24 protein-coding genes are annotated in these 25,100 nt (G+C 56.4%); 10 read left to right on the forward strand and 14 right to left on the reverse strand.

Translation table 11 applies throughout. The features are described from left to right. Positions 1-8 precede the first annotated feature (8 nt). The 4 genes from BLU89_RS04635 to BLU89_RS04650 form a co-directional block, all read right to left on the reverse strand. Positions 9-2,369, reverse strand: coding sequence for a xanthine dehydrogenase family protein molybdopterin-binding subunit (locus BLU89_RS04635; protein WP_074734843.1), 2,361 nt, complete (start codon positions 2,367-2,369; stop codon positions 9-11). A gap of 51 nt (positions 2,370-2,420) precedes the next feature. Next, entirely contained in the window at positions 2,421-2,906 is a 486-nt protein-coding gene (locus BLU89_RS04640) for a (2Fe-2S)-binding protein (RefSeq protein ID WP_074734845.1), read from the reverse strand. A 155-nt stretch (positions 2,907-3,061) separates the two neighbouring features. Then, positions 3,062-4,063 carry a molybdopterin-binding protein gene (locus tag BLU89_RS04645; RefSeq protein WP_074734846.1) on the reverse strand — a complete coding sequence of 334 codons (1,002 nt, stop codon included), beginning with the start codon at positions 4,061-4,063 and terminating at the stop codon, positions 3,062-3,064. After that, on the reverse strand, positions 4,060-5,028 hold the full coding sequence (locus BLU89_RS04650; RefSeq protein WP_074734848.1) for an XdhC family protein: 969 nt from the start codon (positions 5,026-5,028) through the stop codon (positions 4,060-4,062). Before BLU89_RS04650 ends, BLU89_RS04645 begins: the two co-directional genes overlap by 4 nt. Positions 5,029-5,233: 205 nt before the next feature. Between BLU89_RS04650 and BLU89_RS04655 the strand changes: the two genes are divergently transcribed. Next, a complete protein-coding gene (locus BLU89_RS04655; RefSeq protein WP_074734850.1) occupies positions 5,234-5,734 on the forward strand; it encodes a hypothetical protein in 501 nt (166 codons plus the stop codon). Positions 5,735-5,737: 3 nt separating this feature from the next. Here the strand turns inward: BLU89_RS04655 and BLU89_RS04660 are convergent, their stop codons facing one another. Together BLU89_RS04660 and BLU89_RS04665 are read right to left on the reverse strand one after the other, a co-directional pair. Next, positions 5,738-6,994 carry a vWA domain-containing protein gene (locus tag BLU89_RS04660; protein WP_074734852.1) on the reverse strand — a complete coding sequence of 419 codons (1,257 nt, stop codon included), beginning with the start codon at positions 6,992-6,994 and terminating at the stop codon, positions 5,738-5,740. A gap of 34 nt (positions 6,995-7,028) precedes the next feature. Beyond that, the gene (locus BLU89_RS04665; protein WP_074734853.1) at positions 7,029-7,937 is read right to left on the reverse strand and encodes an AAA family ATPase; all 909 of its coding nucleotides are present in this window, start codon (positions 7,935-7,937) and stop codon (positions 7,029-7,031) included. Between the two features lie 136 nt (positions 7,938-8,073). On the opposite strand from BLU89_RS04665, the gene pyrC reads away from it, so the two are divergent. Beyond that, positions 8,074-9,111: a dihydroorotase gene (gene pyrC / locus BLU89_RS04670; protein WP_074734855.1), complete on the forward strand. Its 1,038-nt coding sequence runs from the start codon at positions 8,074-8,076 to the stop codon at positions 9,109-9,111. Here the strand turns inward: pyrC and BLU89_RS04675 are convergent. Both BLU89_RS04675 and BLU89_RS04680 read right to left on the reverse strand, forming a co-directional pair. Further along, positions 9,108-10,403 carry an MmgE/PrpD family protein gene (locus BLU89_RS04675; RefSeq protein ID WP_074734856.1) on the reverse strand — a complete coding sequence of 432 codons (1,296 nt, stop codon included), beginning with the start codon at positions 10,401-10,403 and terminating at the stop codon, positions 9,108-9,110. The two genes, pyrC and BLU89_RS04675, sit on opposite strands and share 4 nt — an antisense overlap. 38 nt (positions 10,404-10,441) lie before the next feature. Then, the gene (locus BLU89_RS04680; protein WP_074734858.1) at positions 10,442-10,885 is read right to left on the reverse strand and encodes a type II toxin-antitoxin system RatA family toxin; all 444 of its coding nucleotides are present in this window, start codon (positions 10,883-10,885) and stop codon (positions 10,442-10,444) included. 72 nt (positions 10,886-10,957) lie between these two features. Here BLU89_RS04680 and hpt point away from each other — a divergent pair, with 72 nt between their 5' ends. After that, complete coding sequence (gene hpt / locus BLU89_RS04685) at positions 10,958-11,509, forward strand: hypoxanthine phosphoribosyltransferase (protein WP_074736394.1); 552 nt, start codon at positions 10,958-10,960, stop codon at positions 11,507-11,509. A 159-nt stretch (positions 11,510-11,668) separates the two neighbouring features. On the opposite strand, the gene BLU89_RS04690 is transcribed toward hpt, so the two are convergent. Both BLU89_RS04690 and lipA read right to left on the reverse strand, forming a co-directional pair. Continuing rightward, on the reverse strand, positions 11,669-12,814 hold the full coding sequence (locus tag BLU89_RS04690; protein ID WP_074734859.1) for an amidohydrolase: 1,146 nt from the start codon (positions 12,812-12,814) through the stop codon (positions 11,669-11,671). Beyond that, complete coding sequence (gene lipA / locus BLU89_RS04695; RefSeq protein ID WP_074736396.1) at positions 12,811-13,761, reverse strand: lipoyl synthase; 951 nt, start codon at positions 13,759-13,761, stop codon at positions 12,811-12,813. Before lipA ends, BLU89_RS04690 begins: the two co-directional genes overlap by 4 nt. Before the next feature lie 261 nt (positions 13,762-14,022). Between lipA and BLU89_RS04700 the strand changes: the two genes are divergently transcribed. Next, positions 14,023-14,571, forward strand: a complete 549-nt coding sequence (locus BLU89_RS04700) for a peroxiredoxin (protein ID WP_074734861.1) — start codon at positions 14,023-14,025, stop codon at positions 14,569-14,571. Between the two features lie 51 nt (positions 14,572-14,622). On the opposite strand, the gene BLU89_RS04705 is transcribed toward BLU89_RS04700, so the two are convergent. Both BLU89_RS04705 and BLU89_RS04710 read right to left on the reverse strand, forming a co-directional pair. After that, the gene (locus BLU89_RS04705) at positions 14,623-15,546 is read right to left on the reverse strand and encodes a hydrogen peroxide-inducible genes activator (RefSeq protein ID WP_074734863.1); all 924 of its coding nucleotides are present in this window, start codon (positions 15,544-15,546) and stop codon (positions 14,623-14,625) included. A 60-nt stretch (positions 15,547-15,606) separates the two neighbouring features. Further along, a complete protein-coding gene (locus tag BLU89_RS04710) occupies positions 15,607-16,698 on the reverse strand; it encodes a DUF6456 domain-containing protein (protein WP_074734865.1) in 1,092 nt (363 codons plus the stop codon). A 241-nt stretch (positions 16,699-16,939) separates the two neighbouring features. On the opposite strand from BLU89_RS04710, the gene BLU89_RS04715 reads away from it, so the two are divergent. Further along, the gene (locus BLU89_RS04715) at positions 16,940-17,239 is read left to right on the forward strand and encodes a DUF6477 family protein (RefSeq protein ID WP_074734867.1); all 300 of its coding nucleotides are present in this window, start codon (positions 16,940-16,942) and stop codon (positions 17,237-17,239) included. On the opposite strand, the gene BLU89_RS04720 is transcribed toward BLU89_RS04715, so the two are convergent. Continuing rightward, positions 17,240-18,784 carry a trimethylamine methyltransferase family protein gene (locus tag BLU89_RS04720; protein WP_074734869.1) on the reverse strand — a complete coding sequence of 515 codons (1,545 nt, stop codon included), beginning with the start codon at positions 18,782-18,784 and terminating at the stop codon, positions 17,240-17,242. Positions 18,785-18,919: 135 nt separating this feature from the next. Next, positions 18,920-19,360, reverse strand: coding sequence for a GNAT family N-acetyltransferase (locus BLU89_RS04725; RefSeq protein ID WP_074734871.1), 441 nt, complete (start codon positions 19,358-19,360; stop codon positions 18,920-18,922). Positions 19,361-19,450: 90 nt separating this feature from the next. Between BLU89_RS04725 and guaA the strand changes: the two genes are divergently transcribed. The 5 genes from guaA to BLU89_RS04750 all read left to right on the forward strand — a co-directional run bounded on the left by guaA (position 19,451) and on the right by BLU89_RS04750 (position 25,086). Further along, a complete protein-coding gene (gene guaA / locus BLU89_RS04730; RefSeq protein ID WP_074734873.1) occupies positions 19,451-21,010 on the forward strand; it encodes a glutamine-hydrolyzing GMP synthase in 1,560 nt (519 codons plus the stop codon). A 54-nt stretch (positions 21,011-21,064) separates the two neighbouring features. Beyond that, positions 21,065-21,655, forward strand: a complete 591-nt coding sequence (locus BLU89_RS04735) for an acyltransferase (RefSeq protein ID WP_074734875.1) — start codon at positions 21,065-21,067, stop codon at positions 21,653-21,655. Positions 21,656-21,841: 186 nt separating this feature from the next. Next, positions 21,842-22,747 carry a DMT family transporter gene (locus tag BLU89_RS04740; RefSeq protein WP_074734876.1) on the forward strand — a complete coding sequence of 302 codons (906 nt, stop codon included), beginning with the start codon at positions 21,842-21,844 and terminating at the stop codon, positions 22,745-22,747. A gap of 118 nt (positions 22,748-22,865) precedes the next feature. After that, positions 22,866-24,092: an OmpP1/FadL family transporter gene (locus BLU89_RS04745; RefSeq protein ID WP_074734878.1), complete on the forward strand. Its 1,227-nt coding sequence runs from the start codon at positions 22,866-22,868 to the stop codon at positions 24,090-24,092. A gap of 97 nt (positions 24,093-24,189) precedes the next feature. Further along, positions 24,190-25,086 carry a DMT family transporter gene (locus BLU89_RS04750; RefSeq protein ID WP_074734879.1) on the forward strand — a complete coding sequence of 299 codons (897 nt, stop codon included), beginning with the start codon at positions 24,190-24,192 and terminating at the stop codon, positions 25,084-25,086. The last annotated feature ends 14 nt before the right edge of the window (positions 25,087-25,100 follow it).

The raw sequence follows: 25,100 nt of genomic DNA on the forward strand, positions 1-25,100 counted from the left end.
CTACAAACTCAGCCGTTCATCGCAGCCCAAACGCGCGAGGGGCTCATTGGCATGTCGATGTGATCGACCGCCTTGCCACCTGCGTTCAGCGCATCCAACACCGCGTTGACAACAGCAGGCGGCGAACCGATGGCCCCGGCCTCACCGCAGCCTTTCACGCCCAGCGGGTTGTGCGTACAAGGCGTCTGGCTGGAATGATCAACTCCATAGAATGGCAAATCATCCGCGCGTGGCATCGCGTAATCCATGAAGGATGCGCTCAGCAGTTGGCCGTTCTCGTCATAGGCACAGTTTTCCAGCAGCGCCTGACCGATGCCCTGACCAATACCGCCATGAACCTGACCATCAACAATCATCGGGTTCACGATGTTGCCAAAGTCATCGGCGGCAGTGAAGGCCTCGATCGTGACCTGGCCAGTCTCGGGATCAACCTCAACCTCACAGGCATATGCCCCCGCCGGGAAGGTAAAGTTGGCCGGATCATAGAACGCGGTCTCCTCCAGCCCCGGTTCAACTTCCAGCGGGAAGTTATGCGGCACATAAGCCGTCAGGGTCACATCACCCCAGGCTACCGATTTGTCAGTACCGGCAACGCTGAACTGTCCGTCCTTCAGCTCGATATCGGCCTCGGACGCCTCCAGCAGGTGGGCCGCGATCTTCTTGGCCTTGTCGATAATCTTCTCGGTCGCCTTGACCATGGCCGAACCACAGACCGCCAGCGAACGCGAGCCATATGTGCCCATGCCGAAAGGTATTTTCGACGTATCACCATGGACAATCTCGACCATCGACTCATCGATGCCGATCATATCGGCCACAACCTGCGGAAAGGCGGTCTCATGCCCCTGCCCGTGGCTGTGCGCACCAACCATGACGCTGATCGAGCCTGTGGCGTTCACGCGTACCGTGGCGGCATCATAGAGACCCGCCCGGGCCCCCAACATACCGACAATGTTCGACGGTGCGATGCCACAAGCCTCGATATAGCAATTGACGCCAAGACCACGCAGTTTGCCATTGGCCTCGCTTTCCGCACGTCGTGCGGCAAAGCCGGCCAGATCGGCTGCGGCCTCCAGCTTGTCCATCGTCCCATTGTAGTCCCCAGTGTCATATGTCAGCGCCACCGGCGTGTCATAGGGGAACTGGGTGATGAAGTTCTGACGGCGCAGGGCAATCGGATCAACACCCAACTCGCGTGCGGCTTTGTCGATGACGCGCTCCAACTGATACGTCGCCTCTGGGCGACCCGCGCCGCGATAGGCGTCCACTGGCACTGTGTTGGTGAACATCGCCTTCACATTCACCTGAATTACCGGCGTCTTGTAGTTGCCCGCCATAAGAGTGCCATGCAACCAGGTCGGAACCGAGCTTGAGAAGGTCGAAAGATACGCACCCAAATTGGCATAAGTGTTGGTGCGCAGACCCGTGAAGTTATTGTCCGCGTCCAACGCAAGTTCAACCGTAGAGACATGATCACGACCCTGCGCGTCCGACATGAACGCCTCAGACCGGCTGGCCGTCCACTTTAACGGGCGGTTGCAAGCCTTGGCGGCGAAGGTGCAAAACGCCTCTTCCGCATAGTGGAAGATCTTGGTGCCGAACCCTCCGCCAACATCCGGGGCTACTACACGCACCTTGTGCTCGGGCAAGCCCAGAACGAAGGCACACATCAGAAGGCGGATCACATGCGGGTTCTGCGAAGTGGTATAGAGCGTGTAATCCTCGGTTCCCCGGCTGTATTCAGCCACCGCCACGCGTGGCTCCATCGGGTTGGCGACCAGACGGTTATTGATCAGATCCAGAGTGGTTACATGCGCCGCGTTGGCAAAGACCTCGTTGACCTTGTCATTGTCTTCTTCGCCCAGATGCCAATCATAGCAAATGTTGTTCTTCAGATCGTCGTGGATAAGTGTTGCGCCATCTTGCGCAGCAGCCTTCATATCCATAACGGCAGGCAATTCTTCGATGTCCACCTCGATCGCTTCGGCAGCGTCGCGAGCTTGCTCAAGGCTGTCGGCCACAACAGCCGCTATTGGATCGCCCACATGGCGCACTTTGCCCTGCGCCAGAATGGGATGCGGAGGCTCCTGCATCGGGGCACCATGACGGTCGGTGATTTCCCAGCCGCAGGGCATTCCGCCCACGCCTTCAAAGTCCTTACCGGTGAAAATCTTCACCACACCCGGCATACCTTCAGCCGCAGATGTATCGATATTGCTGATCCGGCCATGCGCGATGTCGGATCGCAGGAAATGGACGTAGGCTTGACCATGTACGTTGATGTCGTCGGTATAATTGCCTGCTCCCGTCAGAAAGCGCACGTCTTCGCGCCGCTTGGAACTGGCTCCGATGCCACTGTCTTTGGGCATTGCTTGTTCTCCTCACTGGAAAAGAATTTTCGTCGAAAATTCTTGCCCGCCTCACTCGGCGGCGATGCTGGAAACGTCCTGACCCGATGCGGCCATGATCGCCTTGACGATGTTGTGATAGCCCGTGCATCGGCACAGATTACCCTCAAGGTATTTGCGAATTTCGCCTTCGGTCGGGCGGGGGTTTTCCTTGAGCAACGCCGCGGTACTCATCACCATGCCCGGCGTACAGAACCCGCATTGCAACCCGTGATGATCCTGGAAGGCCTGCTGAATGGCGCTCAATGTACCGTCTTCGGCAGCTTGTCCTTCGATCGTACCCACATCCGCGCCGTCCGCTTCCAAGGCCAGCATGTTGCAGGATTTGACCGCTTCGCCATTCACATGCACGACGCAGGCACCACACTGCGCCGTGTCGCAGCCAATATGTGTTCCGGTCAAATTCAGATGGTCGCGCAGAAATCCGGACAACAGGGTCCGGCCTTCGACATCACCGCTGACGGCAACACCGTTAACGGTCATTGAGACCTTGGTCATAAGATCCTCCCATTTTGGCTTTTTTTGCTAAGGTCGAGTTAAACACGGTAAATTTCGTTTGAGAACAAAAATATTTACCTGCTTTTTGGGCAACTTCTCAGCGCAATCGTCAAATGATGACGTTCGCAAACGAAAGTGCAAAAAATGCCGTTACGTCATTTCACCCGAGCAGCCCGCGGTTGTGGTCTGGTCGGGATTTCCTTCAGCAGACCTCCGACCCCCATAGCCGCGATGTCCGCGCCGGTTGTCTCGATCCCGCAGGCAACGCGTGACAAGACCCAATCCGCTCCGTTCAATGCCGGTGAGCGGGCGCACCCGGGCAAGCCAATAATCGGGCGATCCCTCAGAGACCCCAGAAACAGAAGATTTCCGGGATCAACGGGCATCCCAAAACGATCAACGACCCCTCCCGCCGCCCGTATAGACGCGGGCGCCACATCATTTTCGTCTGATGTGGCTGATCCGGTCAAAATCAGGACGATCTCGCCACGAACGGAGGAAAGCGATGCGCTTAGATCGCCCATCCGATGTGGCACAACCTGAATGTCGGTCAAATCCATACCCAGTGCTTCAACCCGGCCCCGAATGGCAGCGATGCCCTTTTTATTCGAGGGTCCTCCTGCAATTTCGGTCACGATAAGGCCTGCGTTTCGGTATCGCGGGGTTGTCAACCGAATGGCACCACGCGCCAGACGGGCCGCGCCCAACACCTCGGATCGAGGCACCGCGTATGAGATCACCTTGATCGTCGCCACCATGCCGCCTGCAGCCATCTGTTGGTACTGTGGAACCGTCGCAACAGTAATCATAGGGTTGATCTGATTGAAGTTTTGCAGGGCATCAGGGTTCAACACCGCCACCCCCGGCCCGTCAGCCAACAGGTTGACCCGCCCGGTGAACGCATCAGTTACACGCAGCTTTGCCTGAGCAGGGTCCGGCACAAGCGCTGTCGCCAGCAGTGCCGCCGCCTCATCCTCGTGGCAATCGCCGGGTTCCAATCGGGCGACGGTTACTTCGCTCAGACCGGCTTGCTGCAAATGCGCTATGTTTTCGGACGTCAGCGCAATCCCTTTCCGCAACTTGAAATCGCCCGCCTTGACCGAATGGGCCAGAATGGCGCCACAGGCATCGGACAGAGGAACCGATCCGAACTTCACGCCTTGCCCCGCAGAACCGCCGTCATTTGCGCCAGAATGGCCACCGCAATCTCAGAAGGGCTGGCCGCACCGATATCCAGCCCGATCGGCCCGTGAATCAGCGAAATTTGGTCATCTGTGAAACCTGCTTGCTTCATCCGGTCCACTCGTTTGGCGTGGGTGCGTTTGGAACCGAGTGCACCGATGTAGAACACATTGGCTGACAGTGCTGACTGAAGAGCGGGGTCATCCAGCTTAGGATCATGAGTTAGCAGGACAAGTGCAGTTCGTGTGTCCAACCCCAACTTGGCCACGGCCTCATCCGGCCAATCCTTCAGGATTGTTTCCCCCGGAAAGCGGGCGTCTGAGGCAAACGCCTCGCGCGGGTCGACAATTGCTGTATCGTAGCCTGCGATGTGCGCCATCGGTACCAGCGCTTGAGCAATGTGCACAGCTCCAACCACGATCAGCCGCAACGGAGGATTGTGAACGGCAACAAAGGTTTGACCATCCTCCTCGAACCCGGACCTGTCCATGCGCAGGCGCTTGGTATAGGCATTGCGTCGCAGTGCACGATGGCCGGTTTCAATATTGACCTCATACGCCAAGGGTTCACGCCGTACGCGTGCCGCGACAAGTTCGTCCAAAATCGCTTCGGGCAGAACGCTGCCGACCGGTTCAACCAGGACGCGGATCGTGCCACCGCAAGCCAGCCCGACGGCAAAGGCATCTTCGTCGCTGACACCAAATTCCAGCAGCCGTGCCTCGCCCTCTTCGATCGCTTCCAGCGCTTCGACAATCACGGCGCCCTCAACACAGCCACCCGAGACCGAACCCTCGATCCGCCCATCCCCGGAAATAACCAGCTGCGCACCAACACGGCGCGGTGCGCTGCCCCAGGTTTCGACCACAGTGGCCAGAGCCGCGCCTTTCCCGGCGCGATGCCATTTCAGTGCGGTTTCCGGGCTGCTATCGAATCGTTCCATTGAGACCTCCGGCCTTGCTCGGCTTCAACATAGTCAGCTTTGGAACAATGAAAAGCGGTCGGCGGGCCGATCATCCAGCGCGAACAAGCCAATTTCGAATTCACATTCACAAAACATTGAATGTTATCCATCCGCATTCTAGCCTTCTGCCGGTTCCGGGCTGTGCTCGGAATCACCCTGCATATTTCAAAGCGGAGACAAACAGTTGAAACGCATTCTTACAATAGGAACGGCGATTGGCATGATGGCTGCCAGCGCCGGTTGGGCAGATACATTTCTGAAATACGGCGAAGTTGAAGGTTGGAAGGTCTTCATCGATCAGGATAAGAAATCCTGCTTGATCGAAGCGGTAGATGACAGCGAAAACGTTGTACAGATGGGCCTGACCGAAGATCGTGGTGTTGGTTATGTTGGTGTCTTCACCAAAGCCGAAACCAACATCAAGAAAGGCGAGAAAGAGGCTGTCGCCATCCTGATCGGTGACAACATTTATGTTGGTGAGGCCACCGGCATGAAAGGGAACATCACCAAAGGTTATTCGGGCGGGTACGTGTTGTCAGACGACCCTCAATTTGCCGATGACCTTGCCAAGAAAAAGGTAATGGTTGTGTTTCCCGAAAAAGAGTTCGCCTTCACCGTCGATCTGACAGGCACCTACAAAGCCATGGAAATGGCCCGTAAGTGCAATGAAGAACAGCTATCTTAACACCTACTTGGAGAGCGCGGCCATCAACCGCGCTTTCTGCCCCTGATCATCGGGTTGTGAGATTACAGCCGCTAGATCTTCAAGTGACGCAATCGAATGCCCGGCTCGGAAGCTGTCGACATGCGGAAGCATCGCCGCAACGCCTTGCGCTTTTGGTGCGAACCCATCCCAGCGCAGCAACGGATTCAACCAGATCAGTCGCCGTGACGACAAATGCAGGCGTTCGATTTCTTTCTCTAACAACTCTGGATCGCCCCGCTCGAGCCCATCGGTGATCAGCAGAACCACTGCCCCCTGCCCCATGACGCGCCGCGACCAGTCGCGGTTGAACTGATGCAGGCAGTCCGCGATCCGTGTTCCACCTTCCCAATCCTGCGCCTCAGCCCCGGCGGCGGCCAGTGCGGCATCGACGTCGCGCTGATGCAGATGACGGGAAATGTTTGTTAGCCGGGTTCCAAACGTAAAGGCGTGGACTTTCGCCCACCCGGCGCCCTTGGCGTTCGAAACGGTATGTAGAAAGTGCAGGATGATCCGGCTGTACTGGCTCATCGAACCGGAGATATCGCAGAGCGCCACCAAATTCGGCCAGCGCGGCTTGGGTTGCAGGCGGGCAATGTCCCGCAACTCGCCACCCTGCCGCATAGAGGACCTGAGTGTTCGGGCCCGATCGATACGTTGGCCTAAGTGGCTGGCTTGGCCACGCCGCGATTCGATAGGTTTGACTGGCAAGGTCAGGCACGAAAGAATGCGCTTGGCTTTGGCGATTTCAGATGTGCTCATCTGTTCAAAATCAAGGTTGCGCAGACGTTCTTCAGACGACGCGGTCTGGGTCGCGTCAATTTCGATCTCGCTTTCTTCTTCCTGTTCCACCGTTTCAGGCAGGTCACGCTCGACCCCATCCAGTAAAGCTTCGGCCGCACGCTTTTCTGCCGCATCCGCTTTGCGCTCTTCCTGTACACCCCGAATGGCGGGCAACATCATGGACATCATATGTTCAAGATAGCGCGGGTCGCGCCAGTAGAGGCGAAAGACTTGAGCGAATACAGTGCGATGTTCCGGCCGATTCACGAAGCAGGCATGTAAAGTCCAGTAGAAATCCCGTTTCTCAGTAAATCCAGCGGCCTGCACCGCGCGGATCGCATCAACCACACGCCCGGTTCCAATTGGCAAGCCCGCCTTGCGTAAGGCCCGCGCGAAATGGGTGATGTTCTGCGCCAGCTTGGGAGTGTCTGGGATATCGAGCGGGAGTTGTTCGGCCATCAAACCCTCGAAATATTTGCGAGAGAAAGAAGCATCAGGCCGGCTCGAGATCAGCCCTGGCCTGATCGAGAAGGCGTTTCGCCTCAGACCCTTGCAACTTTTGGATGTCGTCTTGGTACTTCAGTATGGCGCCCAGCGTATCGCCAATCACCTCGGGGCTGAGGTTGATGACATCCAGCGCCAGCAGGCATTTGGCCCAATCGATAGTCTCTGCCACACCAGGTTTCTTGAACAGGTCTTCCGTGCGCAGGCGCTGCACGAAGGCAACCACCTCGCGGCTCAGCGCTTCGGCCGCTTCGGGCGCGCGTGCGTGCAGGATTTCGATCTCACGGGCAAAATCAGGGTAATCAACCCAATGATAGAGGCAGCGGCGTTTTAGTGCGTCGTGTACTTCGCGGGTTCGGTTCGATGTAACAATCACAATGGGCGGTTCGGGTGCTTTGATGGTCCCAAGTTCGGGGATGGTGACCTGAAAGTCGCTAAGCGCTTCCAGCAGAAACGCCTCAAATGGCTCATCGGTGCGATCGAGCTCATCAATCAGCAGAACCGGAGCGCCATTTGCATCCGGGCGCATGGCTTGCAGCAACGGGCGTTCGATCAGATAGTCATCCGAGAACAGTTCGGTCTGCAATGCATCCCGATTAGCGCCACCCGATGCCTCGGCGGTGCGGATCGCCACCATTTGGGCGGGAAAGTTCCATTCGTATACGGCCGAGGACGCATCTAGGCCTTCGTAGCATTGCAGGCGGATCAAGCGCCGACCCAATCCTGAGGCCAGAGCCTTGGCAATCTCGGTCTTGCCCACACCCGCCTCACCTTCCAGAAACAACGGACGTCCGAGTTTGAGGGACAGAAACACGACCGTGGCCAAGGCCCGGCCGCAGACATAGCCTTGCGCGGTCAGAAGCTGCTGCACGGCATCGATAGAGCTTGGCTGTGTCATGAAGTCCTCTTTTTCGTTCGGCCTAAGAGGTCACGGCAGCACGCGCGCGTCAAGACCGGGGCCTTTGAGGGATCTACGGCCATCTACTCGGATGACAAGGCTTTTCCCTTGATACCGGCTGTGCTAGCCGAGGGTCATGACCGATATGCTGACGATCCGCCGCCCCGATGACTGGCATCTGCATTTGCGCGATGGCGCAATGTTGCAAGCCGTTCTCCCTGAAACCGCGCGCCATTTTGCCCGTGCAATAATCATGCCCAATCTCGTGCCTCCAGTTGTGGCGAGCGATCAAGCCGCGGCTTATCGGGATCGTATCCTGGCAGCACTGCCGGACGATATGAAGTTCGAGCCTTTGATGACGCTCTATCTAACCGAGAACACAGACCCCGCCGATGTGGCCGTCGCCCATGCCAGCGGTCTGGTCAAAGCGGTCAAGCTCTATCCGGCCGGGGCGACGACCAATTCCGCGTCGGGTGTGCGCGACTTTGACAAGGTACGGCCTGTTCTGGAAAAAATGGCCGAAATCGGCCTGCCGCTGTGTGTGCATGGTGAAGTCACGGATGCTGACATCGATATCTTCGATCGTGAGGCCGTATTTATCGACCGCGTTCTCGATCCGATCCGCAAGGCGACTTCGGGGCTGCGTGTGGTGATGGAGCACATTACGACGTCAAACGGCGTGGAATACGTGAAGTCGAACGAAAAGGATCTGGGCGCGACCATTACGACGCACCACCTGATCATCAATCGCAACCATATCTTGGTTGGCGGCATCAAACCGCACTACTATTGCCTTCCAGTCGCCAAGCGTGAAGAGCATCGGCTGGCGCTTCTGACTGCAGCGACGTCGGGTGACGCGCGCTTTTTCCTTGGTACAGACAGCGCGCCGCACACGGATGCGAACAAAGAAATGGCCTGTGGCTGTGCCGGGTGTTTCACTGCAACCAACACGATGTCACTGTTGGCCGAAATGTTTGAGCGCGCAGATGCATTGGGCAAGCTGGAGGCATTTACCTCGCTCAACGGCCCCGCATTTTATCGCTTGCCGGTGAATGAAGACACCATCACGCTGACCAAAGTCGATGAGGTCATCTATCCCACCAAAATCGAAAGCGGTGACGGTCCTGTCACAGTATTCGACCCCGGCTTCCCACTGCACTGGCGAGTTGCTTAGTCAGCTAGCCTTTCAGCAAAATCCGCTGCGCGCCCGCCGGTGCGCAGCATCGACCAAACGGCGTCTGCCTCATCCCCTCCAATAAGTTTTGAGGCTTTATCCCTGACCCGATCTTCACGATCTGAAAGTGACTTAGGGGCCAGCAGATCATGGGTGGCTTCGCGGTGCGCGCCATCACGGCGCAAGAGCGATAGACGGGCTTGCGTCTCAGACAGGCTGTCATCGGCCTCGACCGTGATCCGGTCTCGCAAGGACTGCAACCGTGGATCGGCGCAGATCTTGTCGGAATAACTCCCGGGCAACGCCGTATCGTATCCCATGGCCTGCATTGCGATCACCGTGCGATACGAGAATTTTGCTCCTAATCCGCTGGTTGGCTGCAATTGATTGCAGACACTCATCCAGCGGGGATGAGTCTTGACCTTGATCTCGGCGACTTCCGGCTCAGCGATATCGAGATCAAGTGCGGCTTCAAGCGCAGCGTGCAGGCCGTGGCAACAGGCGTGAAACTTGTGGCTGACATTTTCAAACAACCATTCATCCCCCAGCCCATTCAGCGCGCTGGAGCTGTCGCCTGCCCCCAGATGCGTCGCCCCAAACCCAAACGAGCCCTCCAGAGCATCAGCGCCGGGTTGAAACCCGTTGCGGACCAACTGAGCGGCCTCAACTCCGTTTGAGGCCGCAAGCCCTGCATTATACGGCTTACCCATGGTTCCGAACTGCGACTTCTGCCCAGACGCGCGAGTCGCAGTCAGACCCAACACGTCACGCATCTGCTTGGCATCAAGCGCCATAAGGCGCCCTGCGGCGGCGGCGGCCCCAAACGCGCCTGCGGTGGCGGTCTGGTGGAACCCGGCCTGATAATGATCACGACCCAGCCACAGGCCAATGCGGATCGACAGCTCCATCCCGACAAGCGCAGCTTCGAGCAAATCGACCAGCGGTCGATCTTCCCACGCTGCAAGTGCAAGGGCAGCAGGAAATACAGCAACCGACGGATGGCCGATATGGGCGAAATGCGTATCGTCATAGTCAAGCGCATGGGACACAGTGCCGTTCACCAGCGCCGCAGCGCGCAACGGGGCCGAGCCACCTCCAAACAGGCGGGTCTGCGCGGCACCGCTCTCGCCAATAACCATCTGGCGGATAATGCGGGATACCGGCTCATCTGTACCTGCCCGCCCCACAGCAAGCCAGTCCAAAGCGGAAAGAGAGGTCACGATACGGGCCTGGGCCGTGGTCGACACGGGGCCAACGGCAAATTCAGCAAGAGCAGATGTCAGATCGGTCATGTGGCGCAGTCTAGCGCGCGCGCCCCGGGCGTAAAGCCTCAGCCGTAAAGGACCGCGGCACGCTGTTCGAACGCACGCACGATGCGGTGCATGGCTTCGTTGAACACAACACCAATGATCCCCTGCAGAATCGCGTTCTTGAACTCGAAATCAACATGAAACGAAACATTGCAGCCCTCATCCGTGTCTTCGAACTGCCAATCCGAACGCATGTATTTGAAGGGGCCGTCCAGATATTCGGTATCAATCCGTTTTTGCGCATCAAACAACGTGACGCGACTGCCAAAGCGTTCGCGGAACACTTTGAATGAAATCACCAGATCTGCCTCCATCACCTTGCCATCGCCAGCAGCATAGGTCCGGCGGATGCGGGACGCGGCACACCAGGGCAGAAACTCAGGGTAGTTTGCGACATCCGCGACCAGATCATACATCTGCTGAGCGGAGTAAGGCAGTGGGCGGGTCTCGGAATGGGTTGGCATGATATCCGGGATTAATTGGTGACAATGGCGCGTGATTTCGTATGTTGCGCGCCAAAGATCAAGGGGGCAGCGATGAGCCAGCGCGCATATGTGATAGATGAGATGATCTCGGCCAAGGCAATTGCGGCCCGGATCGAAGAACTTTGCCGGGAAATCACGGCCGAGTATGGCGGAACCGACAAGCTCGTCGTCGTGGGGCTGCTGCGGGGCAGTTTCGTCTTCATCGCCGATCTGGTGCGCGAGTTAGACCTGCCCATCGAGGTCGACTTTCTAGAAGCATCGTCCTATGGGGACTCGATGGAAAGCAGCCGAGAAGTACGCATTCTCAAAGACTTGCGAGGCACAATTGAAGGGCGCGATGTGCTGGTGGTCGAAGACATCGTGGACACCGGTCATACGTTGAACCATGTCTCCAAGTTGCTTCGAACCCGTAAACCTCATCGGTTGAAATCCATTGCGCTGCTCGACAAGCCCAGCCGGCGCGAGGTCGATTTCCGCTCGGATTGGATCGGGTTTGAAATCCCTGATGAATTTGTTGTGGGTTATGGCATCGACTACGCACAACGCAATCGCAACCTACCGTTCATTGGCAAGGTCCGGTTTGTCGAAGATCAGGACGGATGAACCTACGCCACTTTCTTCGCATGTCTCAATGGGGACGGAACCCTCCGTCAGAGCGGCGCGTGAAATTGGTTTTCGGTGCAATCCTCGTCTGTCTGGCGATTGCGGGTATTGAGTACATGGGAGCGTGGCCCGACTGGGCGGAAAGCCAGCCCAGAAAGCTTAAGCCATGAGCGTTTGTTCGATGGCTGCCAGAAAGATGTCGGTCCCGATTGGGATCAGCGCGTCGGGGAAATCGTAATCTGGATTGTGTAATTGCGGGTGATCCCGCCCTGCGCCCAGCCAGAACATCGCGGTCTTAGCATCTTTGCCGAATTGCCCAAAATCTTCCGAGAACCGTTGCGGGGTCGGCACAAGCTTGCATGGCACATCACGCAGGCGGCAAGCCTCTGACACGATCTGCACAGCATCATCCGAATTTGTGCAAGCCTCAAACACGTCATCATAGGTGATTTTGACACCCAATCCATGCGCTTGCGCATTTGCGGTAACAATCTGCTCAGCATCGCGGATCAGGCTGGTCATGCGCGTGTCCGAGACCGTGCGCAAAGTTACCCATATCTCGGCGATGCCGGGTGCGACGCCGAATGTGGCTTCGCCCAGCCGCGCGTGAGTTACCGTTGTCAGCGCATAATCCGCATCCAGTACCCCGCCCTGCCCCAGAGCGGCCAAAGCGGGCATCAGCTCTGCCAGTGCTCCGGCTGGTGACAGCCCATCCTTAGGAGCCGCCGCATGAGAGGTTTTGCCCGCCAACACAACCCGCATCCCACGCGATGCGCAATTAGCCGGACCCGAACACAGCTCTACCGCCCCCAGTTCCAGCCCCGGCAGGTTATGCAAAGAAAACATATAGTCGGGCGAAATGTCTGAAAACTTGGGGTCGGCGCGATAGGCGATCGCGCCCTGTCCGGTTTCTTCGGCGGGCTGAAAGATCAAAACGACCCGCCCCATAGTCGGGCGATTATCCCCAAGCACAAAGGCAACACCCAGCACCATCGCCATATGGCCATCATGGCCGCACAGGTGACCCTTGCCAGGATATTGAGACGCGTATCTGGCACTTGAGATTTCCTGAATCGGCAAGCCGTCCAGTTCACAGCGGATACCAATAGTCGGTCCGGGACGTCCGCTGTCATAGATCGCCGCGACTCCATGACCACCAATGCCCGTCAGCACCGCGTCTGGCCCACAAGCCTGCAAGAGGTTGGATATGCTCGCAGCGGTTCCGCGTTCTTCTCCTGAAACCTCAGGCACCTGATGCAACTCATGGCGCTTTTCGGTCAGCCAGGATTGAAGCTCGGGTTTCACCCCTCACCCAACTTCTTTTGCCGGGCATCGCGTAGGCGGGCAAAGTCATCACCCGCATGGTACGATGATCGCGTCAATGGTGTTGCTGAAACCATAAGAAAGCCTTTGCCAAAGGCGGCTTTTTCGTAGGCTGCGAACTCTTCCGGTGTGACGAAACGATCAATGCCATGGTGCTTGGGCGTCGGCTGCAGATACTGGCCGATGGTCAGAAAATCGATATCAGCGGCGCGCATGTCATCCATGATCTGGCGAACCTGCTGTTCGTCCTCTCCTAACCCGACCATGATGCCGGATTTGGTGAAGATCGACGGATCCATTTCTTTGACCCGCTGCAGCAGACGTAGCGAATGAAAGTACCGCGCACCGGGACGGACCTGCGGATAAAGGCCGGGCACCGTTTCCAGATTGTGATTGAACACATCCGGCTTGGCTTCGACAACGACCTCAAGCACCGAAGGGTCGCATTTTAGAAAATCCGGCGTCAGAATCTCGATCGTTGTCTTGGGCGACCGGTGGCGTACCGCGCGGATGGTCTGCGCAAAATGTTCAGCCCCGCCATCCAAAAGATCATCTCGATCGACTGAAGTGATGACCACATGATTCAGGCCCAGTTTGTGCACAGCGTGGGCCACACGCCCCGGCTCGAATGCGTCCAGCGTGTCAGGCTTACCGGTCGCGATGTTACAGAAGGTGCACCCGCGCGTACAGATTTCACCCATGATCATCATGGTCGCGTGACCCTGACTCCAGCACTCACCTACGTTGGGGCATCCGGCCTCTTCGCAGACAGTGACCAGATTGTTGTCACGCATGATTTTGTGAGTCTCGGCATATCCCGCGCCACCCGGCGCCTTTACGCGAATCCACTTGGGCTTGCGCGGCGCTGCATTGTCAGGTCGATGCGCCTTTTCGGGGTGTCTTTGTTCGGGTATTTTCAGATCACGCACGGTTGGCTTTCCTGACATTGGGTCAATTTGCTTCGCGTTTAACATAAACCGACTTCACTGGTTACGCCAGCGGCGCATAGCCGCTATGCAGTGAACCTGTGCGCGCGCAGAAAAGTTCATAATGACTTATTTTTACATAATACTTTCAATGTGATTACACTGAAAAGGTTATTGTGCGCCCGCAGCATATCTATTCTTGATGCAGACTTAGAATCGTTTTAATCCTGACACTAAACACATGTGAATCACAGGAATTTGATGATGAAAACCGGTGCGAAACTGCCTGAAGTAACCTTCCACACCCGTGTCCGCGATGAGGCAATCGAAGGCCCCAATCCGTTCCGCTGGGAAGACAAGACGACTGCCGACTACTTTGCTGGCAAGCGCGTCATTTTGTTCTCGCTGCCCGGTGCGTTTACTCCGACCTGCTCGACCTATCAGCTGCCCGGATTTGAGAACGGCCATGCCGATTTCGTGGCCAAAGGCATCGACGCGATTTATTGCATGTCTGTCAATGACAGCTTTGTCATGAACAAGTGGGCCACGGATCAGGGTCTGGAAAAAGTCAAAGTCATTCCCGATGGCTCGGGTGAGTTCACCCGTAAAATGGGTATGCTGGTCGACAAGGACAATCTGGGCTTTGGAATGCGCTCGTGGCGCTATGCAGCCATCGTCGACGACGGAGTGGTCGAAGCATGGTTCGAAGAGCCCGGCCTGATGGATAACTGCCCCGAAGATCCCTATGGTGTATCGTCGCCGGAAAACCTGATCAAGTATCTGGACAAGGCCCGCGAACCCGCGCTGGCTTAATTTACTCTTCAAAATTGCTGCAAGGCCCGCCAATTCGGCGGGCCTTTTTCGTCAGGAACGGGTTTTTGCCACGACCTCTTCTCCGACTTGCCGGATGACTTGGGCCAACCGATCAAACCACGCCTCGCCTCCGGTTGAAGTGCGGCGAACCAATCCAATCGTCCGTGCTGGCTGCGGTGCGCCAAAGCGCAGCAATTGAAGGCCGGGCACCGCATCCGTCTCGGCCTGCGCCGCCAGTTCGGGCATCAAGGTAAGTCCGAAGCCTTCTGCGACCAAACGCGACAGCGTGGCCAATGAAGAAGCCCCCATGTTGATGTGACCACTGGTGCGATCCTGTCCGCAGACGTCAAGCGCCTGATCGGTCAGGCAGTGCCCGTCTTCCAATAATATCAATTGTGCCGCTTTCAGGTCCAATGGCCGCAGCGCCTCGGGGCTGACGGTCAATCGGTTCAGCCGTGTCTGACTGCCTGCAAGCAGAAAGCGATCTTCGAACAATGGCTCTTCGTGGAAAGCGCCCCCACCCAATGGTAGCGCCAGAACCGCCGCATCGATCTCACCCGTGCGCAACATGGCCAACAACCTCTCGGTCCGAGCCTCGCGAATCTGAACCCGTAGCGAAACATCTGCAGCACGCAACCCAGCCAGCACCCCTGGCAGCAGATAGGGTGCGACTGTTGGAATTATTCCGATCGACAGGGATCGGTGCCCGCCTGAATGGTCGCGTGCAAACCGATCCAACCGCTCTGCCACATTCAAAACCTGTTGGGCATACTCCAGTACATCCCGCCCAAGCGGTGTCAGCAAGATGTCACGGGCCTGCCGTTCGAACAGCGGCCCACCCATCGATTCTTCCAGCGCCTTGATCTGCACCGAAAGCGCTGGCTGCGAAACATGACATACCTGCGCGGCACGGCCGAAATTTCGCTGCTCGGCAACGGCCCGGAAATACTGCAGTTGTCGGAAAGTGAAGTTCATAATTTCTGATTATCACCTGCCTCCAGATCCGCAAGGCCAGCATATAGCTGTATTGGTCATTCAACCAATCATGCGATCCCGCTCGGTCTGGTCATCGTAGTGGCGTTTCAGCCTTTGCAACGCGATCCGAAGTACGATCTTGCCCGAGCGCGCAGACCACCCCATGCGCTTTTCCGCCAGTTCAAGCCCCTCAAGATAGCAACAACAGCGCAACGCGACGTCGCTTAACCCGGGTCCCAGATCGGTCAACGCGCGCGCTACACGATCCCGCGCGCCAGATGCTCCGCACCCGATATGAGCGTCCGAGACAAATTCCCCGCGTCCTCCACCAGTCAGGAAGCGATCCCAGTTCTGCGTGATCTGAGGCCCGATCTGTGCCAATTCGAAATCCTCGCGCAAACGCTCACCGGCACCTACGAGAGTTTCATCGAGAAATGGTTTGCCATCCCGGTCGCGGCGGCGTGCCAAGGCGACCAGCGGGCTTTCTACGGTGCTGTATCTGACCCTGGGTTGTTTCGCCAATCCAGCATTCGCAGGCTGAAACGAGGTCTGCGATTCTGCCATACCGAACTCATTCTGCGTACGCGCCCGGTTTTCTGCCTCGGCGATCAGATGACTCAGCGCCGATCTGCCCGAAGTCGATATCCGGTACCGCGAAATTCGACCGGGATTGTCGCAAGATATCCAATCGTTCAACGCCAGAGCTTGCGCGATGCGGCAATCAACGACTGCGGTTTTGGTTGTGCCACCTTCGCCGTTGTCCCGGACGACGACCGCCTTGTCCATATCCTCGGCCACAGCAAGAACCGCGCCGGATTCACACAAACGCCGCAGGATACGCAACGCCTCGCGCTCGAACTCATCGTCCTGATTTCCCGGCTGGGCAGTATCTGATGTCACAAGCATGAAAGCCGCTGGCTGCCGATCGGTTGTCGAGAAATGTGACTGGGCCAGTGATTGCAGCGCTGCATCGACCAGCGGGTCATCACGACGCATCTCGACCCTGCGGATCTGCCGGAGGATGGTCGAGGCATGGCACCCCGCCGACCGTGCGATATCACGTATCGACCGCCCCGACTCTGTGTGGTCCAGATACCGTTGTGCCCCTTCGGGAACCCATGCCGGAACTGTGAATGCCACGCTGCTTTCCATATGTCTTCGCCCTCGTCGTCGAAACAAACTGACAATTTCAGCCGTCGGATTCTTGGTTAACCAAATCTAACTAGAGTTGCTTTCGTTACTCGTTCGTTAATCACAGACGGCACAGAGCAGAATTGATTCAAAAAGATAAACAGTGGTGAAACCATCGTTCGGGGTGAGCCGTAACAAGGCAACACCCGCTAGGGTTGTGTCACATTTCTGGCATTGGATTTGAAAGAGAAGGAAAGCCGCCGTGCAGGACCTGATGACCATGATCACCACACTCCGCCGCCCGCGATTGCTGGCCAGAGCCGCCAAGATCGGGGCGCAGGACTATAATCGTGATCGCCATCTGCAGCGACTTCTGGGGTATGGAAAAATACCCGGATCAGGCGCTGCGCTGATCCGTCTGCTGGAACTGGAACGCGAAATCAATGCACAGCGTATTGAAGAAGACACAGCCTATTCGTTGGTGCGTCATCTGGATTTGCTGATTGCATTAAATGGCGAGGCGCAACTGTATCAGGCCAGTCGCGCCGCGCAGTATCAGTGATCAGGTGAAGGCATCCGGCATGGATGCTTTCTTTTCGGCGACATATGCGTCCAGCGCCGCCTTTACGTCTGGGTCAAGCTGCGGCTGCTGGTAGTTGGCAAGCAAATGCTCGACCCGCGCCGAGGCAAGCGTCCGTGTATCGCGGGCGCCTTCTTCTTCCCAGGTTTCGAACGGCTTGTAATCCAGCAGATCGGACTTCCAGAACGCTTCCTTAAAGTTCGCCTGCGTGTGGGCACAGCCCAGATAGTGGCCGCCGGGTCCAACCTCGCGGATTGCGTCCATTGCCTGTGCGTTCTCATCGTAGGCCACACCTTTGGCCAGACCGTGCAAAACACCTAACTGATCGGCATCCATAACAAATTTTTCGAAATCCGCCACCAGGCCGCCTTCGAGCCAGCCACAGGAATGAAGCATGAAATTCACCCCTGACAGCAGCCCCATATTCAGCGAGTTCGCGGTTTCGTACGCGGCCTGTGCATCCGGCACTTTGGAACCACAGAACGATCCCGCTGAACGGTACGGCAGCCCCAAGCGACGCGCCAACTGTCCAGCACCATAGGTGATATGTGACGCCTCAGGAGTACCAAAGGTTGGAGCGCCCGAGTTCATATCGATCGACGTCACCATCGCACCAAAGATCGCTGGCGCTCCGGGACGAACAATCTGGCTGTAGGCCACACCGGCAAGCACTTCGGCCAGAACCTGCGTCAACGTACCCGCGACCGAAACCGGCGCCATTGCACCGCCAACGATGAACGGCGAAATGATGCAAGCCTGATTGTTTTTTGCGTAAACTTCCAGCGAGCCCATCATCACGTCATCGAAAGTCATCGGCGAGTTGATGTTGGTCAGCGACGTCATGACGGTGTTGTTTTGTACGAACTCTTTACCGAACAGAATCTCGCACATCTCAACCGAGTCCTGCGCCCGGCTAGGATCAGTGACCGAACCCATGAACGGTTTGTCCGACAGAGTCATATGCGCCATCAGCATATCCAGGTGACGCTTGTTCACCGGAACATCAGTTGGTTCGCAAACGGTGCCGCCCGAATGGTGCAACCACTTCGACATATAGGCCAGTTTCACGAACTTGTTGAAATCGTCCATGGTCGCATAGCGACGGCCACCCTGTGCATCGCGCACGAACGGAGGGCCATAGACTGGCGCCAGAACCAGATTGCGGCCACCAATCACCACCGATTTCTCGGGGTCGCGGGCGTGCTGGGTGAACTCGCTGGGGGCGGTCTTGATCAGCTCGCGCGCTAGGCCACGCGGCAGACGCACACGTTCGCCATCGACGTCAGCACCGGCCTCGCGCCAGCGTTCCAGCGCTGCAGGGTTGTCAACAAAATTGACACCTATCTCAGCCAGCACGGTTTCCGCATTGGATTCGATAATCTCCAACGCTTCTTCGTTGAGAACTTCGAAATTCGGAATGTTGCGTTCAATGTATTTCGCGGTTTCGATCCTGACCGCCGTGCGCTCGGCCCGGCGGGCGGCGCCACCGCCACCTCGTGCTCTGCGTCGGGTGTTTGCCTCTGCCATGAGAAAATCCCGTTGATTGGTTTGTTCGATAAGTGTGTTACATCAATGACCAACAATGCCAGAGATAGTTTACGGCGCTATAGGGGTAAAAGCGACATGAACCCCAGATTGCAGCTCGTTCGGCAGGCTCTCGCGCTACGTCACCCGCTTTTGCATCAGAACTGTATTGCCGCTGATTTCTAACTCCTGCCATCCCAAATGGCGGTACATCGCACGGGTGTCTGACATCAGCCGATGGGTACGCAATCGCAGGGTCTGAATTTCGCCCGTTTTTGCGGACTTTTCTGCAGCAGCCAGTAAACGGCGGGCAATTCCACGACCCTGCGCTTTGGGTGAAACGCCCAGGTTGAAGATCATCATCGCGTCTGACTCTTCCCCATATATGATGACACCCAGAAGGCACATGGAATCCTCAGCGATGAGAACTTGACGCTCTTTGATATCGTCGAGAATACCACTGGTTACGTCAGGCAAGTCCTCAATTTCACGCCTCACCCCGGCATAGGATTCGGCAAGACAGCCCCGTATTGCGCCAACATCTTCGGCCACGGCTGCTCTCAGGTTGAATTCTGTCATTGGGCACCTCCCAAGGCGTAAACCATCGCTGAGGGGGCAAATGACGTCATTACGCTTGCACAAGCAAGACTTGCGACCTAATAGCCAGTCATGACCCAAGACACCCATGACCGCCTTTTAATCATCGACTTCGGCAGCCAGGTGACGCAGCTTATCGCCCGCCGCCTGCGTGAACTGAACGTCTATTGCGAAATTCACCCCTACCAGAATGTCACGATGGAATTCGTGCGCGAAATGGCACCGCGCGCGGTGATCCTCTCGGGTGGGCCAGACAGCGTTACCCGCGAAGGCTCCCCTCGCGCGCCGCAAGAGATCTTTGACTATGGCGTCCCGATTCTGGGCATTTGTTATGGCCAGCAGGTGATGATGCATCAACTTGGTGGCAAGGTCGAAAGCGGCCACGGCACAGCCGAGTTCGGGCGCGCGTTCGTGACACCTAAGGCCAAGCTCGACATTTTGGCCGGCTGGTTCACCGACGGCGACGACCAGGTCTGGATGAGCCATGGCGATCACGTCAGCGAAATAGCCCCGGGTTTTAAAGTCTTCGGCACCTCACCCAACGCTCCGTTCGCGATCACAGCCGACCCGTCGCGCCACTTTTACGCGGTGCAATTTCATCCCGAAGTACACCACACTCCCAAAGGCGCGAAACTCTACGAGAACTTCGTCAAGCTGGCCGGTTTTTCTGGTGATTGGACCATGGGGGCCTATCGTGAGCAGATGATCACGAAAATCCGCGAGCAGGTCGGGGACAAGAAAGTCATATGCGGCCTCTCAGGTGGTGTCGACAGCTCCGTCGCAGCGATCCTGATCCACGAAGCGATCGGCGATCAACTGACCTGTGTATTCGTCGACCATGGATTGCTGCGCAAGAACGAGGCGACCGAGGTCGTCGAAATGTTCCGTGACAACTACAATATTCGACTGATCCATGCGGATGAGAGTGAGCTGTTCCTGGGTGAGCTGGACGGGCAAAGCGACCCTGAAACCAAGCGCAAGATCATCGGCAAGCTGTTCATCGACGTGTTTCAGAAACACGCTGACACCATCGATGGCGCAGAGTTTCTGGCGCAGGGTACGCTCTATCCAGATGTGATCGAATCCGTTTCGTTCTCGGGCGGGCCATCCGTTACGATCAAATCGCACCACAATGTCGGCGGACTGCCGGAAAAAATGGGTTTAAAGCTGGTTGAACCTCTGCGCGAACTGTTCAAGGACGAGGTTCGTGCATTGGGCCGCGAACTGGGATTGCCAACCAGTTTCATTGGCCGCCACCCCTTTCCCGGCCCCGGTTTGGCCATCCGTTGTCCAGGCGAAATCACCCGCGAGAAGCTGGAAATCCTGCGCGAAGCCGATGCGATCTATATCGATCAGATTCGCAAACATGGTCTTTATGACGATATCTGGCAGGCTTTCGTGGCGATCCTTCCCGTCCGCACGGTCGGCGTGATGGGTGATGGCCGGACATATGATTTTGCCTGTGCTCTGCGTGCAGTAACATCCGTCGATGGCATGACTGCGGATTACTATCCGTTCAGCCACGAATTCCTTGGCGAAACCGCAACGCGCATTATCAACGAGGTCAAAGGCATCAACCGATGCACCTATGACATCACCTCGAAACCCCCCGGAACGATCGAGTGGGAGTGACTGTTACCACTTTAGGCGCTGCAGGTCTTGTGTTGAACAGTGAAGGACAAATCGATGAGCAAATATTCGGTACACGAAACAGCAATAATCGATGAAGGCGCGCAAATAGGAGATGGCTGCAGAATATGGCATTGGGTCCATATCTGCGGCGGTGCCAGATTGGGCTCGAATGTCTCACTGGGGCAAAATGCTTTCGTTGGGAACAAGGTCATCATCGGCGACAACTGCAAAGTGCAGAACAATGTTTCCATCTATGACAACATTACCTTGGAAGACGGCGTATTCTGTGGACCCAGCATGGTTTTCACCAATGTTTACAACCCTCGCTCATTGATAGAGCGAAAAGCCGAATATCGCAGTACTCTGGTCAAGAGAGGGGCCACCTTGGGCGCCAATTCCACCATCGTTTGCGGCGTCACAATCGGGGAATATGCGTTTATCGGCGCAGGTGCCGTCGTGAATGCTGACGTAAAACCTTATGCATTGATGGTGGGTGTCGCTGCAAAACAGATTGGTTGGATGAGCGAATATGGTGAACAGTTGGATATACCCCTCACAGGGAATTGCGAGGTCACCTGCCCTCATACCAGCGATCGATATGTCCTGAACGCAGGTATGCTAAGCAAGGTTTCAGCCAGCAGTTAAGTTACTGAGCTTGCATGCCACACAACTGACGACCCATATTGTCGATATGGTAATACCGATAATCAGGCATTGCCCGCAGTACGCATCTTGGCAATCACTGCCGGATCGGCTCACGTTTAGCCTTGCTTCATCGGGATAAACACAATCAATTAAGCCCGTTGCATCTCGGAATATGTAAGAGATCTCATGGACAGCGATAAAATGCAGATCGGCAAGGCTGCACTTTGGATGACCGGGGCGATTGCTTCATTCTCTGCGATGGCTATCGCCGGACGCGAACTGAGCGCGACACATGATACGTTCGAAATCATGTTCTATCGCAGTCTTGTCGGCATTTGCATCGTTTCCCTGATCCTCACGACTTCGCGAAACTGGCATCAGGTCACCACCAGGCGACTAGGCCTGCACGGCATCCGAAACGTAACGCACTTCATCGGGCAGAATCTTTGGTTCTATGCGGTGACGGTTATCCCACTGGCCCAGGTATTCGCACTTGAATTCACGCAGCCCATCTGGGTGATCCTGCTGTCCCCTCTGCTATTGCATGAGCGGTTGACCGCATTGCGCCTGACTTCGGCTCTCATCGGGTTTGCCGGCGTTCTCATTGTAGCACGACCTGGCGCCGCCTCGCTTAGCCCCGGTGTTCTTGCAGCGGCGGCATCCGCGATTTTCTTCGCATTAACAACGATTTCAACAAAGTCTCTGACACGTATCGCCAGTATCGGCTGCATTATGTTTTGGCTGACACTAATGCAGGCAGGGTTGGGATTGATCGCTTCGGGCGCGGACGGGCAGATCGCCTTTCCAACGTTGCAAACCGCCCCATTCCTATTGCTTGTTGGATTAGCAGGCCTTCTGGCACATTATTGCATCACCAACGCGCTGGCCATTGCCCCGGCCACAGTAGTTGTGCCCTTTGATTTTGCACGTCTTCCGACCATCGCAATCGTCGGGATGATCCTTTACCGTGAACCGTTGGATCACTGGACCATGCTGGGTGCTGCGGTGATTTTTGCCGGAATTTTCCTGAACGTCTGGTCCGAAAATCGTAACAATTCCGCAACACCCGCGCAGAGTGCGCGCACAGAGTAACGCTCCGTCACCAGTTGACCATATTTTAAAGTTTAAGACAGTAAAAACCGGTAACAAGGCCGGATGCGCATGATGAGGATGTGTATTACAGGCAATTGGACAGTGAAGGGAGGAATAAATGAAACAAACGTTGTTTCACGCATGTGCGTTGTGCATCGGGGCAACCACAGTGCAAGCAGGTGGTCTCGACCGAAGTGGTCAAGGTGTCAACATTCTGTTCGAAGAAGGCTCCGTCGTGCAGTTCCGGCTGGGGTACACCAAGCCGGACGTCAGCGGGTCAATGGAAGATCAAATTCCAACAAGCCCGACTTTTGGTGAGACGATTGACTCAGGCAATGTCACAAACAGCTTTTTTACACCACACCTGGCTTACAAGACCTCTCTGACAGAGAAACTTGATTTTGCACTGGTCTATGACCAACCCTTCGGCGCGGATATCGATTACTCGTCCGACTATCCGCTATCTCAAAACGTGTTGGCACTCGCGGGCCTGCCAGGCGCGACAACTGACGTTCTTCGTGCCAAAGCCGATACAGACGCCATTACTGCGTTGCTTCGCTACAAACTGGATGGCGGCTTTAGCGTAATCGGCGGTGTTCGTGCGCAGCGGTTGAAAGCAAGCGTTTCGGTTCCTATCGCGGGCGCAGGTACGACGCCGTTTGCGTCGGGTGGATATCGGGTTGAAACAGACGCCGAGATCGACTTTGGCTATGTGGTCGGCGTCGCGTGGGAGCGTCCTGATATCGCCGCTCGGGTTGCACTTACGTATAACTCGAAAATCAAACACGATCTGTCGCAGACAGAAGCGAACGACGCCATCACGGGAATTGTTCCACCTGGAATTCCAGTTGTAGGTCGAAGCAGCGCAGATTCCTCCACCGAAGTAATAACGCCGCAGTCGGTCAACCTGGACTTTCAGACCGGCGTCGCGCCAAAAACGTTGCTGTTTGGTTCGGTACGCTGGGTTGACTGGCCTCAGACCGTATATGCGCCGCCTGTATATACTGGCCTGACCGGCATCAACCTCGTCGACTATGAAGAGGCAACTTGGACATACGCTCTTGGTCTCGGCTATCAGTTCTCTGACGAGTTCTCTGGCGCTGTTACACTGGGATATGAAAGTTCTCAGGGCAATTCCGTTTCGAACCTCGGTCCGACGGACGGCTTTTGGAGCATCGGTGTTGGCGGCACATATTCGCTTGAAAAGGCGAAAATTTCCGGCGGTGTCCGCTATACGGATATTGGCGACGCAACTGCGAACGGAACTGGCCCGGACAACCGCGCCAACTTCACCGGCAACAGCGCATGGAGCGTTGGTATTCAGATTACCTACGCTTTGGATTAATCCAAACCCCTCAGAGATTGCAAAGCCCCGCCAATTCGGCGGGGCTTTTTCGCATGTTCCGGGTCGATCTGCCTTGGGTGACATGTAAAAACATACCATGACTTCTCAAAAAACCCTTACCCCGCGCACCTGGTACGAATTGATATTACTTGGCGTGATCTGGGGCATGTCTTTCCTCGCCATCCGGATAGCTCTGGATACGATTCCTGTCATAACATCTGTATTTCACAGGGTTTTCTGGGCTGCACTTGTTCTGTGGATTGTGATTGCCTTTCAACGTTTACCAATACCCCGCAGTCCCCGCATCTGGGCCATCTTTCTGATTATGGGGCTACTGAACAATGTCCTTCCCTTCTCGCTGATGGCCTGGGGGCAACTTTATGTCGAGACCGGGCTGACATCGATCCTCAACGCCGCCACCGCAATTTTCGGCGTTCTTTTAGCCGCCTTGTTTTTTCGCGACGAACGGTTGACCAAAACACGTATACTCGGCGTGGGGTTAGGGTTTCTGGGCGTCTCAATCACTATCGGCCTCAGACAGTTTGGAAATCTGAATCCGGACAATCTGGGTCAGATCGCGATCCTGGCCGGGACACTTTCGTACGCGTTTGCAGCGATCTGGGCTCGGATTTACATGGGCGACCTGTCCCCAAAGGTCGCAGCTGCGGGAATGTTGACCGGATCGGCAATACTGATGACCCCGATCATGTTAGTGACCGACGGGATACCAACCTTAGCTCTGCCCCTAGAGACCTGGCTGGCAATCGCCTATTACGCCCTGCTTGCAACCGCCGGAGCCTATCTGCTCTACTATCGCGTGCTTCAACAGGCTGGCAGCGGCAATGTGCTCCTGGTAACGCTGATCATCCCGCCAATCGCAATCCTGATGGGCGCCATCGTTCGCAATGAAGCCTTGCCTGCTCGGGCCTTTGTTGGGTTTGCGGTGCTTGCAGTCGGCCTCCTGATCCTCAGCCGATCCCGCCGACGCGATTGACGTCGCCAGCGGCC

The sequence above is a fragment of the Ruegeria halocynthiae genome, assembly GCF_900106805.1.
Classification (GTDB): Bacteria; Pseudomonadota; Alphaproteobacteria; order Rhodobacterales; family Rhodobacteraceae; genus Ruegeria; species Ruegeria halocynthiae.